The organism is Paenibacillus tritici (assembly GCF_018207515.1).
GTDB classification, from domain to species: domain Bacteria; phylum Bacillota; class Bacilli; order Paenibacillales; family Paenibacillaceae; genus Paenibacillus_AQ; species Paenibacillus_AQ tritici.
Map to the genome: position 1 here is coordinate 959161 of NZ_CP073365.1, position 17231 is coordinate 976391.

The 17231-nt window shown below is 53.9% G+C and carries 16 protein-coding genes; 12 read left to right on the forward strand and 4 right to left on the reverse strand.

Annotated elements, in window-relative coordinates:
- Positions 1 to 9 precede the first annotated feature (9 nt).
- On the forward strand, positions 10 to 663 hold the full coding sequence (locus tag KDC22_RS04050) for a M48 family metallopeptidase (protein WP_173138288.1): 654 nt from the start codon (positions 10 to 12) through the stop codon (positions 661 to 663).
- Between the two features lie 30 nt (positions 664 to 693).
- Here the strand turns inward: KDC22_RS04050 and KDC22_RS04055 are convergent, their stop codons facing one another.
- Entirely contained in the window at positions 694 to 1569 is an 876-nt protein-coding gene (locus KDC22_RS04055; RefSeq protein WP_211722158.1) for a GNAT family N-acetyltransferase, read from the reverse strand.
- A gap of 244 nt (positions 1570 to 1813) precedes the next feature.
- On the opposite strand from KDC22_RS04055, the gene KDC22_RS04060 reads away from it, so the two are divergent.
- The 7 genes from KDC22_RS04060 (at position 1814) to KDC22_RS04090 (ending at position 9213) form a co-directional block, all read left to right on the forward strand.
- Positions 1814 to 3739 carry an asparagine synthase-related protein gene (locus KDC22_RS04060; protein ID WP_173138284.1) on the forward strand — a complete coding sequence of 642 codons (1926 nt, stop codon included), beginning with the start codon at positions 1814 to 1816 and terminating at the stop codon, positions 3737 to 3739.
- A gap of 30 nt (positions 3740 to 3769) precedes the next feature.
- Positions 3770 to 3895, forward strand: coding sequence for a paeninodin family lasso peptide (locus tag KDC22_RS04065; protein WP_173138282.1), 126 nt, complete (start codon positions 3770 to 3772; stop codon positions 3893 to 3895).
- A gap of 137 nt (positions 3896 to 4032) precedes the next feature.
- Positions 4033 to 4971 (forward strand): phosphoenolpyruvate carboxykinase (ATP), encoded by a 939-nt coding sequence (locus KDC22_RS04070; RefSeq protein ID WP_173138264.1) that lies wholly within the window; start codon positions 4033 to 4035, stop codon positions 4969 to 4971.
- Positions 4968 to 5273: a lasso peptide biosynthesis PqqD family chaperone gene (locus KDC22_RS04075; protein WP_173138262.1), complete on the forward strand. Its 306-nt coding sequence runs from the start codon at positions 4968 to 4970 to the stop codon at positions 5271 to 5273. Before KDC22_RS04070 ends, KDC22_RS04075 begins: the two co-directional genes overlap by 4 nt.
- Entirely contained in the window at positions 5270 to 5728 is a 459-nt protein-coding gene (locus KDC22_RS04080; protein WP_211722159.1) for a lasso peptide biosynthesis B2 protein, read from the forward strand. The genes KDC22_RS04075 and KDC22_RS04080 overlap by 4 nt, the downstream gene beginning before the upstream one ends.
- Positions 5729 to 5741: 13 nt before the next feature.
- Positions 5742 to 7541 carry an ABC transporter ATP-binding protein gene (locus tag KDC22_RS04085; protein WP_173138258.1) on the forward strand — a complete coding sequence of 600 codons (1800 nt, stop codon included), beginning with the start codon at positions 5742 to 5744 and terminating at the stop codon, positions 7539 to 7541.
- Positions 7542 to 7980: 439 nt separating this feature from the next.
- Entirely contained in the window at positions 7981 to 9213 is a 1233-nt protein-coding gene (locus KDC22_RS04090; RefSeq protein WP_211721118.1) for an IS110 family RNA-guided transposase, read from the forward strand.
- 399 nt (positions 9214 to 9612) lie between these two features.
- Here KDC22_RS04090 and KDC22_RS04095 read toward each other — a convergent pair whose 3' ends face one another.
- Positions 9613 to 10809, reverse strand: a complete 1197-nt coding sequence (locus tag KDC22_RS04095) for a nucleotidyltransferase domain-containing protein (RefSeq protein ID WP_173138256.1) — start codon at positions 10807 to 10809, stop codon at positions 9613 to 9615.
- A 227-nt stretch (positions 10810 to 11036) separates the two neighbouring features.
- On the opposite strand from KDC22_RS04095, the gene KDC22_RS04100 reads away from it, so the two are divergent.
- Positions 11037 to 11741, forward strand: a complete 705-nt coding sequence (locus KDC22_RS04100; protein WP_211722160.1) for a DUF554 domain-containing protein — start codon at positions 11037 to 11039, stop codon at positions 11739 to 11741.
- Positions 11742 to 11761: 20 nt separating this feature from the next.
- Here KDC22_RS04100 and KDC22_RS04105 read toward each other — a convergent pair whose 3' ends face one another.
- Positions 11762 to 12658 carry an NADP-dependent oxidoreductase gene (locus KDC22_RS04105; RefSeq protein ID WP_211722161.1) on the reverse strand — a complete coding sequence of 299 codons (897 nt, stop codon included), beginning with the start codon at positions 12656 to 12658 and terminating at the stop codon, positions 11762 to 11764.
- Between the two features lie 363 nt (positions 12659 to 13021).
- Between KDC22_RS04105 and KDC22_RS04110 the strand changes: the two genes are divergently transcribed.
- The 3 genes from KDC22_RS04110 to KDC22_RS04120 all read left to right on the forward strand — a co-directional run bounded on the left by KDC22_RS04110 (position 13022) and on the right by KDC22_RS04120 (position 15479).
- Positions 13022 to 14275: an MFS transporter gene (locus KDC22_RS04110; RefSeq protein WP_211722162.1), complete on the forward strand. Its 1254-nt coding sequence runs from the start codon at positions 13022 to 13024 to the stop codon at positions 14273 to 14275.
- Between the two features lie 115 nt (positions 14276 to 14390).
- Entirely contained in the window at positions 14391 to 14831 is a 441-nt protein-coding gene (locus KDC22_RS04115; RefSeq protein ID WP_173138248.1) for a HEAT repeat domain-containing protein, read from the forward strand.
- Positions 14832 to 14906: 75 nt separating this feature from the next.
- Positions 14907 to 15479: a hypothetical protein gene (locus KDC22_RS04120; RefSeq protein WP_211722163.1), complete on the forward strand. Its 573-nt coding sequence runs from the start codon at positions 14907 to 14909 to the stop codon at positions 15477 to 15479.
- 170 nt (positions 15480 to 15649) lie between these two features.
- Here the strand turns inward: KDC22_RS04120 and KDC22_RS04125 are convergent, their stop codons facing one another.
- A complete protein-coding gene (locus KDC22_RS04125; RefSeq protein ID WP_211723882.1) occupies positions 15650 to 17191 on the reverse strand; it encodes an acetate--CoA ligase in 1542 nt (513 codons plus the stop codon).
- Between the last annotated feature and the right edge of the window lie 40 nt (positions 17192 to 17231).

Here is a 17231-nt window from a genome sequence, read left to right on the forward strand (position 1 = left end):
ATGGTGGCTATGCAGATTCAACTAGAAGATCAGATGATTACACTACATGTCCAGTATGCCAAGCGCAAGAAGATTTCCGTTACCGTGGACGGCTCGGATCTCATTACCGTGAAGGCTCCTAAGGGAACAAGTGAAGAGATCATTCTTGGTGCGGTAGAAGGCCTGGGCCCGAAGATTCTGGAGAAGCTGCGCAGCAATGCAGCGGCCCGGCAGGTGCCGAAGGTCAAGGCGTATCAGGGGGAGGAAGCTTATCTGTATCTGGGGAAGGAGTACGCGCTGCATGAGCTGATTGCGGTGGATCAGAGGGATGCGGAGGAGCTGAAGCTTGCGCTGAAGAAGTTCTATATAGCCAGCCTCAAAAAAATAGTCGCGCAGCGCATCACCCCTTATCAGACCCGGCTCAAGGTGAAGCCCAAAAGTATCGAAATTGTGGAATCGCGGACCAAGTGGGGGAGCTGCAGCTTCGATGCCAAGCTGACGTTCAACTACCGCCTTGCCATGGCGCCGCCTGAAGTGATCGACTATGTCATTGTTCATGAGCTGTGTCATCTGCTGCATATGAATCATGACCGTTCCTTCTGGAGGCGCCTGGGAAGTATAATGCCGGACTACAAGGAGAAGGAAGCTTACCTGGCCCGGCAGGGGCAGTTCATGACACTGTAACCTCTGCAAGCGGAAGAGTGCTGCTTAAGCTTAAGCGATGGATGTAGACGGATGTTTGGCGTTCACCGGATACTCCAGACTTCCGTGAGTCCTTACGAATAAGCCGCTTGGATAACTGCTGCTTGCCAGCGTAAGGTCCGGGTCATCCGGGGTGAAATGGAAGACGATAGTCTCCGTCCCGTTGTCTGCAAGCTTCAAGGCAATCTCGCGGATGGAGACGGGCTCCGTACTGATGAGATCATGGATCTCTAACCGGCCGTTCTCCTGCTGGCAGATGGCGATGACCTTCTCATTCTCCAGGTAATAGAGCTCCCCGCTGAAGACGTTCAGGCAGTAGAACATCAGCAGTCCATAGGCGCCGCTGACGCCAAGACGCTCAGATACCGGGATTCGCTGCTTCCCAAGGCTGGTGATCAGCTTCAGATCCTCCTGGCTAGCCAGATCCAGCTTGCGGATTGCCGCAGACCCGGCAGAGCCCGGAGGGCAGTCCATGGTGAAGATCTTCTCTTCCACCGGACGGAATCCGAACTTGGGATAGAAGTCCAGCACCGTATCATTGGCAAAAAGATACATGAACTCACACGCTTGCCCGTAATCCTCCAGCACTTTGTTCATGAGCCGGGAGGACAGGCCCCGTCCCCGGTAATCTGGATGAGTCATCACCGTCCCGATCTGCACAGCGCGGGACTTCACACCATTAATCACCAGCTCCAGCAGACTCACGGAGACATTCGCTACGACCCGGTTCCCCTCTATGTATGAATAAGGAATGTACCCTTCATTCCAGAAGCCCCCCTCATACCAGCGCTCCAGTTCAAGCTCGAACGTATCGGCAGCCAGCTCGAAGAAGCTGTTTCTTAGCGGCTCATTGCTTTTATAATCCTTAATAAATTCTAATTCCTTCATGTTCTATCCTCTCTATTAAATATATTTGTCTTCATTAGTATAAGGTATTCCTTGTCCCGGGTCATTTTTGAGAGAATCATTACCATATATTTTCACTATAGTCAATACGCTAAAGGATACCTAAAAGTACTCTCTGGTACTATTCACATTTAAGGGGTAGAACGTTATCTTAGGTAGTAAGAAGTGTTCACTATTAAGAATCTAAGAATCGGTATTGAATATACAGACAGCTGGAGGTCATACCATGAGCGCAATCGCCGGGATCTACTCTATGCAGCATGGGCCGCTGGACCCGGAGCTCGGACCGCGTCTTATGCAGCAGCTGCAGCGTTATCCGGCGGACGATTCCAGAGGCTGGATGGCGGAGGGAGTGTTCCTCGGCTGCCACGCGCAGTGGATTACCCCGCAGTCACGGGACGAGCGGCTTCCCTATTATGATCCGCAGCGGAATCTTGCGATTGTGGCTGACGCTATCATTGATAACCGCAGTGAACTATTCGGACAACTTCAGGTTGTCCGGGAGGATTGGGATTCCATTCCCGATAGCCTGCTGATTCTGCTGGCCTATGAGAAATGGGGGGACCAGGCTCCGGTTCATCTGATCGGAGACTTCGCCTTCATGATCTGGGATGCGGACAAGCAAAGGCTGTTTGGAGCCAGAGATTTCTCAGGCACCCGGACGTTGTACTTTCACCGCTCCGGCAGCCGGTTTTCCTTCTGCACCGTGATTCATCCGTTACTCACTATAATGGATGGCGGGCCGGGCCTGAATGAAGACTGGGTCTCGGAGTATCTGGCGGGCCAAGGCCGGACGGATGTGGCCGATATGTTCTCCACGGTGTACCAGGGCGTGCAGCAGCTGCCCCCGTCCCATTCGATGACGGTCAGTGCGAAGGGGATTACGTTCTCCCGCTACTACACCTTCCAGACTCCGTCTCCACTGAAGCTGCGCAGCAATGGCGAATATGAGGAGGCGTTCCGTGAGGTGTTCGGGCGTGCCGTCAGTGACCGGCTGCGTACCCACCTTGCCGTTGGCGCCAATCTTAGCGGGGGGCTGGATTCCGGCTCGGTGGTGAGCTTTGCTGCCGAGGAGCTTCGCCGCTCCGGCAAGCCGTTATACACCTTCAGCTCCTATCCGCTGGATAACTTCACCGGGTTCAAGCTGGGCCAGCGTGTAACAGATGAGCGTCCCTATATTCAGGAGACCATCGACTATGTCGGGAACATTAAGCCCAGCTTTTTGAATTTTCCTGACCGCAGCTCTTATGGCGAGATTGACGAATGGCTGGATATTATGGAGATGCCCTACAAATTTATAGAGAATTCTTATTGGCTCAAAGGCATATATGAACAAGCGCAGCTGAAGGATGCCGGTATTCTGCTCAGCGGACAACGGGGCAACTGGAGTATCTCCTGGGGACCTGCCTTGGATTATCATGCGAAGCTGCTAAGGGAGTTCCACTGGTTCTCCTTCTACCGCGAGAATAAGCTGTACAGCCGTACGATGGGTGCCAGCCGCAAAAGAATGCTGAAGCTCGTCAGCCGCAAGGTATTCCCTGGTCTCGGGGGGCTGGTCTCCGGGAAGCAGGAGGCTCCGCTGGAGCTGATCCATCCTGAATTCGCACGGCGGACAGGAGTGCAGGAGCGGCTGAAGGAGCTTGAGAAGCCGCTGGAATCTCAGACGGTATACGATATCCGCAGAGAGCATTTTCAGCAGCCGCATGTCTGGAATGTGAATGGAACGGCGGCTACCAAGCTGTCGCTGAAGTACAGGGTATGGGATCGTGACGCTACGAATGATCTGCGTGTCATCAACTTCTGCATGTCGGTGCCTGAAGGGCAATACGTCCAGAACGGCGTGGACCGGTCGCTGATCCGCCGGGCGATGGAGGGACGGCTGCCCGATAAGGTCAGACTCAACCAGACCCGGCGCGGTATCCAGGGGGCGGACGGAATTACACGTATGCTGCCCCAGTGGGAGAGCTTCCAGCAGGAGCTGAGGGAGATGCTTCAAGACCCCCGCACTTCGTCTTACCTGAATCATACCGGGCTCGCCGGATGCTTGGACCGGCTGGGTAGTGAGCCCGCACCATTATTAATATTCAACACAGATTTCCGCCTTCTTACACGAGGACTAGTGTTCTACCGCTTCCTGAAGCGGCTGACCTGAAGGACGTTTCTTGAAAGGGGGTGACAAACTATGAAAAAGGAATACAGCAAGCCTGCATTGGAAGTATTGGATGTTAAAATGACTATGGCTGGTCCTGGGATCGCCATTGCCGACTCCTTCCAAGCGGATCCGGAAGAGATCGTCAGTCACTCCTAATCTGCTTTTTGCAACTCACAGCCCTCATCCCTCTTAGCTTGCTGGAGGGGGATCAGGGCTGTCCCCATATCTACAATACAAGAACTGCTCATCCGCATAAGAAGACGGGTGAAATTGACAAAGATGGAGTGAACAGTATGGCTGGCACAGTGCAATGCCTCGGATACAAGGCCTTTGGTCTGCAGATCCTCAGTGAGTTCCCGTTGCCGGAACTTTCCCGTACGGATCACCCCGGAAGGATAGGCAGCATCTTTGTTGCTCAAGGCAGCTTGTCGGAGCGATGGGAAGCGATACCGAAGATTTCACCGAACCTCGGCATAGCGGAGAATGAAGTTATGTTTATGGTGAAGGGCACCGCTATCTTTTCCATACAGAATGGCACTACCATTACAGTATCTCCCGCAGCGGACGCCGACCCGGATAGCATCCGCCTGTTCATTCTGGGCAGCTGTATGGGGGTTGTGCTGATGCAAAAAGGGATACTGGCTCTTCATGGCAGCGCGCTTGTTCTGGACAATAAGGCCTATGCGCTGGTTGGGCGCTCAGGTGCGGGCAAGTCTACACTCGCCTCCTATTTAATGGATCAGGGCCATCTCCTGGTCAGTGACGACGTTATTCCCGTGTTGGTGCATAATGGACATCCATTAGCTGTTCCAGGTTATCCGCAGCAGAAGCTGTGGCAGCAAAGCCTGGACTATTTGGGAATGAATTCGTCTGCGTATCGTCCGCTGTTCCAGCGGGAGACCAAGTTTGCCGTGCCGGTGCATGACCGGTTCCAGAGTGAACCGCTGCCGCTGGCCGGAATATTTGAACTGTCTGTAGTCCAGGACGGGCCGGTGGCGGTAGAGGCGGTCAGCGGACTGGAACGGCTGCATACCTTATACAATCATACCTATCAAAAAGCGCTGGTAGACCCTATGGGTGTCCGGGAATGGCATTTCGGCATGCTGGCCTCGTTTGTTAACCGTCTGCCGATGTACCGGCTGACCCGCCCCGAGCAGGGCTTCAGTGCACCGCAGCAGACGGAATTGATATTTGAGACGATTACGCAAAAGGTGAAGGAGATGAACCTATGAACATGAATACCACAGAGGTGCTGTCGCTTGATTCGGTGCTGGTTCAGCGGGAAGGCAATATCGCCAGTGATATGGACGGCGAGAAGGTTATGCTGAATGTGAAGAACGGCAAGTATTACAACCTGGGCGAAGTGGGCGGAGAGATCTGGGAGGCTCTGGCTTCACCGGTGTCTATCCGCCGGATTGCCGAGGTGATGCAGGAGATCTTTGAGGTTCCGGCGGAGCTGGCTCAGCAGGATGTAACTGATTTTGTGCAGAATCTGCTGAATGAGGATCTTGTTGCCGTCGTCAGCGGGCCATGATGACCCTCCGGCGTATCGGTTTACTGCTGAAGTATGACAAGGCCGCGCTGGCGCTGATTCCTGAAGCGTTATGGCGGCTTTTGCTGGTTAGAATCCAGCTCTTCTTCCCCTTTGCCAAGACGGCCCCGCAGCTTGGGGTGAAGTCCCTGGAGACCCCTGAGGTATCCAGAGAAGCCGATATTCCCCGCATTCGGCAGATCACCAAGGCCATTCGGGTCATCAGCCGTTATACTCCCTGGAAAAGCACCTGTATGGTCCGTGCGGTAGCCGGCCTGAAGATGCTGGAGAAGCGGGGCATTGAGAGCACCCTGTATATGGGGGTGGCCCGTGATAAGAAAGGCAAGATGATTGCCCATGCCTGGCTGCGCAGCGGAGCCCATTATGTGTCCGGGGATGACGCCATGCAGGGATTCGTGGTAGTGGAGAAGTTCGCCAAGGTGTTACAAGCCGAGTGATCGAGGTGGGTCTATGCAAGCGATAATCTACTATGTCCGGCAGCTTCAGCGGTTGTCGGGAGTGAAGTTATATCTGAATCTGTTCGGCATGGTGATCAGCGGTCTGCTGGAGAGCTCTGCCATTCTGCTGCTTGTTCCCATGCTTGGCATGGCAGGCATACAGCTGGGGGGCACGGCTGCGGCCGGTTTCCAGCTCCCGATGCTAGGCTTCATTAACGATTTGTCACAGACCACAGCGCTGCTGCTGGTGCTGGGCAGTTATGTTGCGATTGTCCTTTTCCAGAACCTGATTTCACGATTCGTGGCGATCCGCAATGTGGAGATTCAGCAATCCTACGGCAGACAGCTGCGGTATGAGGTCTACAGCGCGTTGCTGCGAGCGGAGTGGTCTTTTTTTCTGAAGAAGCGCACCTCCGATCTGATCAATATGATGACCACAGAGCTGGCCAGGGTGCTTGCGGGCATCAGCTGCTTCCTGCAGTTCCTCACTTCGCTGCTGTTCACCCTTGTGCAGATCGGCTTCGCCTTCTGGCTGTCCCCCAAGATGACGCTCGCGGTTCTTGTCTGCGCCGCCCTGCTGTCCATATTCTCCCGGCGGTTTATCCGTAAGGCGAAGAAGCTGGGCAGCCGCAGCACAGAGCTGGGCAAGACGTATTTGGGCGGAATCACAGATCAGCTGAACGGCATCAAGGATATCAAAAGCAATAATCTGGAGCAATCCCGGCTGGAATGGCTGCATGCCTTCACCGGAGAGGTGAAGCAGGAGCAACTGGACTACACGCGGCTGCGTTCCAACTCTCAGCTCCTGTATAAGCTGTCCTCTACGCTGCTGATTGCCGTATTTATCTTCGTGTCCTTCCGGTTTATGCAAGTGGAGGGGCCGAACCTGCTGCTGGTCATTCTGGTGTTTACCCGGCTGTGGCCGACCTTCTCCACCCTGCAGTCACTGATGGAGCAGTTGGCCTCCGTATTGCCTTCATTCAAACAACTGCAATTGCTGCAGGATGAATGTCTGGCTGCTGTCGAGCATAGTGCGGATCAAGGCGCAGAGCCGGTGCAGCCTATGACTCTGAAGCATGGTCTGGAGGCACGGAATGTCGATTTCCGTTATCATGCCAGTGAGCCGCAGTATTCCCTTCAGAAGGTAAACGTAGAGATTCCCGCCAGGAAGATGACGGCGATTGTCGGGCGTTCGGGTGCCGGTAAAAGCACGCTCGTCGATCTGCTCATGGGACTGATGCAGCCCGAGAACGGGGAGATTCTGGCGGACGGCGAGCCGATCACAGGAGAGCGGCTGCTCGCCTACCGGAGATCCATCGGGTATGTGGCGCAGGACCCTTTCCTGTATAACGCGACCATCCGCGATAATCTGATGATGATCAAGCCGGATGCAGAGGAAGCGGAGCTGTGGGAGGCGCTGGAGTTCGCCTCTTCGGCGGACTTTGTCCGCAAGCTGCCGGACGGACTGGATACGCTGCTTGGCGACCGCGGCGTACGCCTGTCAGGCGGAGAGCGGCAGCGTCTGGTGCTGGCGCGGGCGATTATCCGTAAGCCGTCGATTCTTGTGCTCGATGAGGCGACCAGTGCGCTCGATACTGAGAACGAGAAGCGGATTCAGGAAGCGCTGGAGCGGCTGAAGGCTTCGGTGACGGTGATCGTCATTGCCCACCGCCTGTCCACGATCCGGGGAGCCGATCAGATTCTGGTCATCGACCAGGGCCGGGTTATTCAGCAGGGCGTCTATAGCGGACTGGCCTCAGAGAAGGGCGGCATGTTCAGCCGCTTGCTTAGCGGTCAGGAGGAGGCTGGATAGAGCTTGCGGAGATGTATGCGAAAAACCGATGGACCACTGCCAGGCGCACGGAGCAAATTTAATCGAAAAACCGAACACAATTGGACTGGGAGCGCCGCTTAGGCCAAATGTAATCGAAAAACCGAACACAATTGGACTGAGAGCGCCGCGTAGGTCGAATGTAATCGAAAAACAGGCATGACAAGACAGAGGCCTTGTCACCCCCAGGAATGAAAATAAGTGGGTGGCATCCGTCGCATCCATTCTAAAAGATGCTGTAGTCGTCAACACTACATATACAAATCAAAGGGCGGACGCGGTTACTGGGATACACCCCGTGCGAAAAACCGTTCTATTGCGCTTTTCGAGCATCGCCTATTGTAACCCCCAAAAAGTACGTGTATTAAATTACACTCACTCGAGCGCATGATTTGTAAGCTGACGATGGAGGATGATTGGAATGGATGCTGTACGTATGTGTTGCGCCGGTCTGGACGTGCACCAGGAAACCGTTGTGGCCTGCGTGTTAAAAGGACCGATCGAACAAAAACCGCAATGTCACATGAAAACCTTTGGGACGACAACCAGAGAATTGTTAGGACTGCAAGATTGGCTGAATGAACACGGCTGCCTTGAGGTGGTGATGGAGAGTACCGGCGTGTTTTGGAAACCGGTATGGAACATCTTAGAGGGCAGTTGTGATCTTGTCTTGGCCAACGCCCAGCGGGTAAAGAATATGCCGGGTCGAAAAAGTGACATGCAAGATGCGCGCTGGTTAGCGCAATTGCACCGTTGCGGGCTCATTGAAGGCAGTATGGTGCCAGAACAGGACATCCGGGATTTGCGAGATTTGACCCGTTACCGGAGTAAGATGGTGCAGGCGGTGACGGCGGAGAAGAACCGCATCCACAAAATCCTGCAGGATGCCAACATCAAGCTAACCACCTTTATGTCCGATCTATATGGGGTTTCAGGACGGGGCCTGCTCCAGAAGATCATGGACGGCGAGGTCGTAGACGAAGTGACCGTTAAAAACCTGGTCAAAACCCGTTTAAAAAAGAAAGTTCCGCAGTTGCTAGACGCGCTCAATGGCAAGTTGCGCCGTCATCATCGGGAGATGATTCGAGACCACTGGGACCACTTGGTCTATTTGGAGAAACGGATCACGGAACTGGAAGCTCGAATCGAGGCGAAGGCAGAACCCTACCTGGAGAGGATTGAACAAATTGACTCCATTCCAGGAATTGAGCGGACATCTGCCGTGACCATCTTTGCAGAAGTGGGGCCGCATGTCGCGGAAATGTTCCCGAGTGATGCGCAGTTTGCATCATGGGCGGGGGTGTGTCCAGGGAACAACGAAAGCGCTGGAAAGCGAAAAAAGTCAAAAACGATGCAAGGGAACAAGCATCTGAAAGGGGCCTTGTGTCAGGCGGCTTGGGCGAACTCTCGCTCCTCGAACCGGATCGGCCAATTCTTTCGACGAATACGTAAGAGACGAGGAGATAAAAAAGCAAACGTCGCCACCGCACATTTGTTGATTCGAATCCTCCATGCCCTGATGCGGGAGAAAAGGTTATACCAAGAAATAGACGTCTCACTAGGCGATGAGACGTCCAAGAAAAACCCGTTGGATCGGTACGTGCAATATATCCAGCAGTTAGGATATAGCGTGCAATTAAATCCTATCCAATAGTCTCCCCTTTTTCAAAAAAAACGAAACGTAATTTTGGGGCGGTGGGTCTTTTTTTGTCAAAATCCAGTCTGCGGCGCATTTTCCGATACTTTTATTTTCGTATTAAACCGAACACAATTGGACTGGGTGGATAGCGTAGCCCAATGTAATCGGAAAACCGAACACAATTGGACCGGGTGCGCCGCGTAGGCCGTGTGTTTATCGTAGTGCCAGACGTATTTTCACAGAAAACCGAAAACAATTTACGGCCACTAGGGTACAGGGGCAGGATATATCGCTGTCCGTCAGGAGACTTGGAGTATTTACTATTGTTCTTAAATCTTACCCGCCGTACAAAAAAAGGCACGTGCTGCATTTAACTAGCAGCATGTGCCTTTCTGTGTGCAGTGGTGAGCCGCGTTAATTCTCCTTGTCCACACCCGTTACCTTCCGCCAGCTCCATAGCAAAGGACGCAAGGGGAAATATAAGAAATGCAGCATCGTCGGCAGCGGCAGGGTCTTCGCATCCGCTGCGTAGGGATAGAAGAAGCTGGCGGAGCGGAGCATCCGGTTCCCGGGGGAGAGAATGCTCGGCAGATATCTGTTGAAGTGCTGCTCGACCTCCGGCTCCAGCGGAGGGGTGTTCAGATTCACGATCCGCGGGAGATAGAACAGGACATCCTGTGCCAGCCTGCTCGCCTTGGGGCTGTCCATCAGAGAGGATAAGCCCGGAGCAATCTGCGTCTCCAGCAGCTCTGTTGCCAGAATCAGCGTCTGGCCGCCCACAGCGCTGTGATTGTAGCGTTGCAGCAGGCGGGTCAGCCGCGCGGAGTCAGGTGGCTGCTGTCCCTGCACCAGCATCTTGATATCATGCAGCCATCTAAGCCTGGACCAGGCGTGTCTGGCTCCATGCACAGCCAGGAACATGAATAGATCCTCAGGGCCCAGATAGTGGACATTCTGGCCGAAATGGCTGCTGGTCCGCGAATGTTTCCACAGCTCGTCGAACGCAGGTTCCTTGGCCGGCCCCGGTCCTAATCTCCAGTGCAGCTCCAGGTTTATTTTGCTGACGGGATGAATGAACGTGGAGTGATGCTCCCGCCATTTCCAGTCTCCCAGTACGCTCTCAAATTTCTCTTCCTTCTCATAGCCCAGCCCGATCAGCAAGGTCTCGGCATCCTCCAGCTGTTCTATCGGCACCAGGAAATCAAGATCCCGCGAGGTGCGTTGTGAGAGATCGCCGTACAGCTCGTGCCCAAGCACCGGCCCTTTGAGGAAAAGACAGCGGATATTAATCCCGGCCAATTGATTGGCGATATTACCCATCTCACCGCTGAGCTGGAGCATCTGGACCGTATTTCTGCGGTATTGCCATTTCAACTGCTCCAGAACATTAGAAGGGACCACCTTCTCCTCCATCCGGCTGAGCCTGGGGTAGAGGTAAGGGTATACCCGGTGATGCCGGTTAAGCTCCACGAATAAGTCCCAGTTCAGACCTGTGAACAGCTGCGGATTCTGCCGCGCCGTCTCATCTGGATTTCCGGAATTCAGAAGTGCAAGAATCAGGTGGACTTCCTTAGATAAGCTTGCCTTATTAAGAGTATTCCGGTCCGTCATAGTGACTCTCCTTACCTGATTTTGAACAAGTCCGCACCGGATTTGTTCTATTAAAAGAATGATATTAGTGAGCGTACCATCGTTAACAGAATTTTGTCAATTTCTCAGCCCGGGTGTTCCTATGCTTATGTATCCTGCCGGCCAAATCTAGTCTTGACTCATGAATGCCTGCTGCCCTTATAATGCAGAAGTACAAGAGAAATGATGGATGGGAGAACTGCTGAGGAATGGTACTGCTGGGAGCGATAGTGAATGGAATGGCAATAATCTTCGGAACCCTGCTGGGGAAGCTGCTGGAGCGCATACCGGAGAGTATGAAGAATACAGTGATGAATGCGATTGGACTGGCGCTTATGTTGCTGGGGGTGCAGATGGGGCTACGGAGCGAGAACTTCCTAATTGTCATCCTCAGTCTCGTAATCGGCGCTGTGGCCGGGGAATGGATTAACATTGAAGACAAGTTCACGCGGGCGGGAGATTGGCTGGAGCGCAGGGCAGGAGCGGGCCGGCAGGGAAGCCTCTCCCTGGGGTTTGTTACGGCAAGTCTGGTCTTTGTTGTGGGGGCGATGGCTATTCTAGGATCGCTGGACAGCGGGATCAAAGGCAATCATGAGATTCTCTATACCAAAGCCATCATGGACGGCTTCATCGCCATGATTCTGACTTCCACGCTGGGCATCGGTGTCATGTTCTCGGCCATTCCTGTTGTGCTATATCAAGGGGCAATCGCTTTACTTGCTACACAGATCACCCGCTTTGTCCCTGATGCGCTGCTGAACAACTGTATTGCAGAGATGACCGCCGCAGGCGGGGTGATGATCATAGGTATCGGGCTGAATCTGCTCGGCATCACCAAGATTAAGGTAGCTAACTTGCTGCCCGGCATCCTTGTGGCTGTGCTGTTGGTCATACTGGTACATAACTTTCGATAAAAAATAGCTGATGCTCTCCCTCACTCTTTAATAGTAATAGCAATAACACCCTGCACCTGCCCGCTTAGAGCGAGCGCATGGGCGCTGTGCAGTCCTTCCTCGCTGAACGGGAAGGAGCTACCGATCAGCGGCTTCAGCTTCCGCCCAGCTGTAAGCCGGGCCAGCTCCGACAGCTGGAAGGGATCAGCAGCGGCGGTAATATACGCTGCATGGATGCCTTGCTGTGTAGCCTGGGCCGGATCGGGCGGCTGAGCGGTGGAGATCAGCCTTCCGCCTGGAGCCAGCACCGCGAAGCTCCTGCCCAGGATGGCGCCCCCTGCGTTATCAATCACCACATCAATGCTCTGCCCCAGAATGGCAGCGAAATCCTGTTCGCCGCCGCCGCTGTTCATCGCCTGATCTGCCCCAAGACCCCAGACCACATCCAGCTCCGCATCGCTGCTGATGGTAGCAATCACCGTGGCTCCCCGGAGCTTGGCTAGCTGCACTGTGAAGCTGCCGGTCCCTCCCGCGCCGTTATGCACCAGCACACGGTCCCGGCTGGAGACCCGGGCAGAAGCCAGCGCCTGCCAGGCAGCAAGTCCGGCAGCGGGTAAGACTCCGGCCGCTTGGAAGGATAACCCAGGAGGCTTAAGTGCAAGTTCATCCTCCCTCGCCAATATATATTCAGCATAACAACTGCTCTGCACCGCGGATTTTAATCCGAAGACCTCGTCACCAGGCTTAAAGCGCTTCACCGCCCTGCCGATGTCTACCACTATTCCGGCTACGTTCATTCCCGGCTTCATGTCTGCCGAATGAACGGAAGTGGCCCGCAATTCAACCAGTACTTCATATTCACCGGGAACGGGCAGAGGCAGCTCAATTTCCGTTAAGATCCCGGACGGGCTGGACTCATGAATGGCAATGGCTCTCATCTTGTATGCCTCCTTTTACTGCTGGCGGATTATATAGATTGAACTTGTAGGTTTTCCATTCTGGGATGGCCGTGACTCCAGAGAATGTTTGGCCCTCCGGCCGCTGTTGTCCCCAGATTTCTTGATTTTGAACCGCTTCTAGCGGTAGAAATCCGGTGACAAAGGCGGACGCTATCGCTCCTACAGTTCCAAAATTCTCCTCCGTCACTTTTCCCTGTCTGTATATTTTTCAAGTTCAATCTATATAGTCTGTCCATACTATACTTTTGCAGATCGTTGAAGTCAAAATCATTATCCAACGCAATCTGAACTATGCTAGAATATGACTCGAAAGTGCTAAGAAAGAGGAGGAATCCCCTGACCATGAACATGCACTGGAAGAAAAACATTACCTTATTCCTCGCCAGCCAGACCCTCTCGTTATTCGGATCTTCGCTCGTCCAATATGCGATTCTCTGGTATATTACCCTGAATACACAGTCAGGAGTAATGATGACATTGTCGATTATCTGCGGCTTTGTACCGATGTTTCTGCTGTCGCCCTTTGCAGGAGTGTGGGCGGACCGTTACAGCCGCAAATGGCTGATCGTCCTCTCGGATTCCATTATCGCAGCTTCCACGCTGATTCTGGCGCTGTTATTCCTGCTCGGCTACGATGAGCTGTGGATGCTGTTTGTGGTATCTGCCGTGCGGGCGCTGGGGGGCGGGGTACAGACTCCGGCCGTGGCGGCCATGCTGCCGCAGCTGGTGCCGGAAGACAAGCTGACGAGAATCGGCGGAATCAACGCCAGTATTCAGTCCATGGTGATGCTGCTGTCTCCGATGCTGAGCGGGGCGCTGCTGACCATGGCCAGTATAGAAATTATATTTTTCGTTGATGTGATTACGGCTGCTGCAGCTGTTCTGACGATGTTCTTCTTCGTGCGGGTACCGGTTCATGCCAAGGCTGCTGCTGAGCAGACGTTAAGTTACCTGGAGGATCTGCGCCAGGGCTTCAGTTATATCCGGCAGCATGCTTATATTAGAAGCTTTTTTATCTTCTGTGCCTTTTTCTTCGTGCTCGCCGCTCCCGTGTCGTTCCTGACACCGCTGCAGGTGACGCGGACCTTTGGCGGGGATATCTGGCGGTTAACCGCCATTGAGATTACGTTCTCCATCGGGATGATGCTGGGCGGACTGCTGATGGCAGCGTGGCCGGGCTTCCGTAACCGGGTTCACACCATGACCATGTCGGCCCTTGCCGTCGGGTTATGTACTTTTGCGCTGGGAGTCATTCCGGTGTTTTGGATCTATCTTGGCGTAATGGCGCTTGTCGGGCTGGCGCTGCCGTTCTTCAACACCCCCTCCACAGTTCTGCTGCAGGAAAAGGTAGAGCCGGATTATCTGGGCCGGGTCTTCGGGGTGCTGGGCATGATCTCAAGTTCCATGATGCCGCTCGGCATGCTGGTCTTCGGGCCGCTGGCGGATCTGATCCGTATTGAATGGCTGCTGATGATTACGGGCATTCTGCTGTTCATTCAGGGTTTCTTCCTGCTGGGCAACAAGGTACTGATCGAGGCGGGCAAGCCGGCTGCCGGGCCTGAACCTGAGCCTGTTGCGGCCCGGGAAGCAGACTGAACTTTGCAGAATATTGCATATTCCCTCGAATGTTTGGACAAAAGATTGAAATCAAGGACTAGTGTACTGTAGAATTGCACTATATCAGATTTAACCAAGAAGGGGATTGTAAAGCTTGAATAATGAAGAAGTAATCCAAGAGCTGCCAGAGAATTATGAGGAACTGAAGAGAGCCGCCGGCCGCTCCGCAGACTGGAAAGCGCGTCTTGAAGCAGTGGAAGAGCTAGGCCGCTATAACCACAAACAAATTATTGATATCCTTAATCGTCTGATGATCAGCGATCCTGTATATACCGTTCAAGAAGCCGCGTACAACAAGCTGAGAGCCTTCGGTGAAGATGTCAAGGTCCCGTCGAAGAACAAAGCCGAACTGTTCAAAGGGGTCTCCAAGATTATTCTGCGTGTGAAGAAGAGTCTTCCCAAAGACCATTCTTACGAAGAGTTCAAGGAGAAGCTGAAGAAGATGCGAGTTGACGTCTACGATGCTTATGAAGGTGAGAAGGGCGAGAACTTCGATCAGTGGCTGGAACAAATGTGGATTTCGGCGACCAAATAGTCAGGACGCAGCAAGCGGAGAGAGAAGGAGCCATCCTTATCGCTCCGCTATATTTTTGTGAGGAAGGGTGATAACATGCTTACCGGTAAATTTCAGGAATTCCTTGAGCGATCCGCACAATTGCGGCCCGGCTACACCGCCAGTCTGGGGAAGGCCCCGGCAGGGGGCAGTGCCGCTATTTCAGCGTATACTCCCGAAGTGCCTGTCCTTTTGCAGGCGGTCTATGATACCGTTCTGGGAACGGACAGTACCGAGGAAGATCCCAGTCTGCTGGAATTCATTCCAGGCTACCGGCTGATTCATATCGGGGAATATGGCCGTGAGGTGAATGTACTGTCAGGCATTCTGCAGGAGAAGGGGTATACAGGTCATGGAGTCGTGTTGCCGCTGCTTACGAACTACGGAAGTGATTACATCTGCTACTACCGTTCTGAGGAAGGCGTGGAGCGGGTATGTGATCTGCTGCATGACTACGGCGATCTGGTAGTGATGTACGATTCGCCGGAGAAGTTCCTGGAGACTCTGTGTGAATTCTATAAGCAGGAAGTTTATTTCCTGGATGAAGAGGGCTATCTGGACTGCGATTTGGTAACGGAAGGCGAGGTAGGCGCCGCGTTGAATCCGGATGCGAAATATTGGTCGGAGTAAGGCTATTCTGAGTTGTAATACAAAAAAGTCCCCGCCTCTACATCACGGTAGAGCGGGGCTTTTGCAGTTTCAGCTTCTCGCTATGCGGCGCCATCTTGCGATAGGTGACCAAGGCGTTCACGCCTGCTGGGAGCTGCCGGTCCCGCAGGACTTCCGAGCCCGGGGAGACCTTACTTCTCCGCGGCCTTCTTTTCCAGCTCACGCAGCTCGATTCTGCGGATCTTCCCGGAGGTGGTCTTCGGAAGATCTGCCAGGTATTCGATTTTGCGCGGGTACTTGTAGGGTGCGGTCTGTTCCTTAACATGGGCTTGCAGCTCTTTGGTCAGCTCTGCTGTCCCGGCGTGGCCGTCCTTGAGTACGACAAAAGCCTTGACGACCGAGCCGCGGATCTCATCCGGGCTTGCCACCACGGCGCATTCCTTGACGAGGGTATGCTTCATTAATGCTTCCTCCACCTCGAACGGTCCGATGGTGTAGCCGGAGCTGATGATGATGTCATCGCCGCGGCCCTCGAACCAGAAGTAGCCGTCTTCATCCCTCTGCGCCCGGTCGCCGGTTACGAAATACTCTCCATGCGAGCAGTTTGCTTTGCGCTCGGGATCTTTGTAGTAGCTCTGGAACAGAGCCGGCATACTCAGATGAACGGCAATATCCCCGACCACACCTGCTGGCAGAGGCTGGCCTGCCTCATCAATAACCTCGACAATGCCGGGAGAAATCGACTTGCCCATGGAACCGATTCGGATCGGTTCATCCTTCAGCGCCGCGATGATGAGTGTGCTCTCGGTTTGTCCATAGCCGTCGCGGATTGTAATATTGAAGTGTTGCTGGAATGTATGAATGACTTCCTGGTTCAGCGGTTCACCGGCGGATACGGCGCAGCGCAGATTAGACAGATCATATTGCGCCAGCCCTTCGGTCTTCGCCATCAGGCGGTACTCTGTCGGTGTGCAGCACAAGACCTGAATCTTCTCATCCTGCAGGAGCTGCAGGTAGCGGTCCGGATGGAACGGGCCGTTATAGACAAAGCCCGTCGCCCCATTACCGAGTACAGTCAGGAACGGACTCCAGATCCACTTCTGCCAGCCCGGTGCAGCTGTAGCCCAGACTGTATCCGATTCGCGGATATCGAACCAGAGGGAAGAGGTAATCCGCAGGTGGGCATATCCCCAGCCGTGTGTATGAACCACTGCTTTGGGATTGCCTGTAGTTCCCGAGGTATAGGCCAGGATGGCGATATCATCGCGGCGGCTGGCAACGGCAGGGAAGGAATCAGGTTGTCCTTCCATCAGACTCTCCAGGTCTACCCAGCCTGCTTCCGGCTCAGCTTCTCCGCCGGAGACGGACAGTCGGTAGTCCAGTGCAGGCAGGTCATCGGAGATTTTGTTCACTTCACCGGTAACCTCCGACCAGACGATAACTGCCCGGGCCTCGGAATGACGCAGACGGTAAGACAGATCCTTCGCCCGCAGCATTTCAGAGGAAGGGATAACAGCCAGTCCCAGCTTCAGACAGGCCAGATATATCGCGTAGGCGATGATACGGCGGGGCACCATGACCAGCACACGATCACCCTGCTTCAGCCCTAGTCCGGCCAGACCCCCTGCCAGACGGTTAGCCTGAGTCATGAGTGCGCCATAAGTGATTGTCTCCAGGTTCCCGTTCTCGTGTAACCATTTAATCGCAACCTTGTCAGCAGGGTGCTGCTCCATTTCCGAAGTAAGATTGTAGAATTCAGGTGCGATCCAGCGT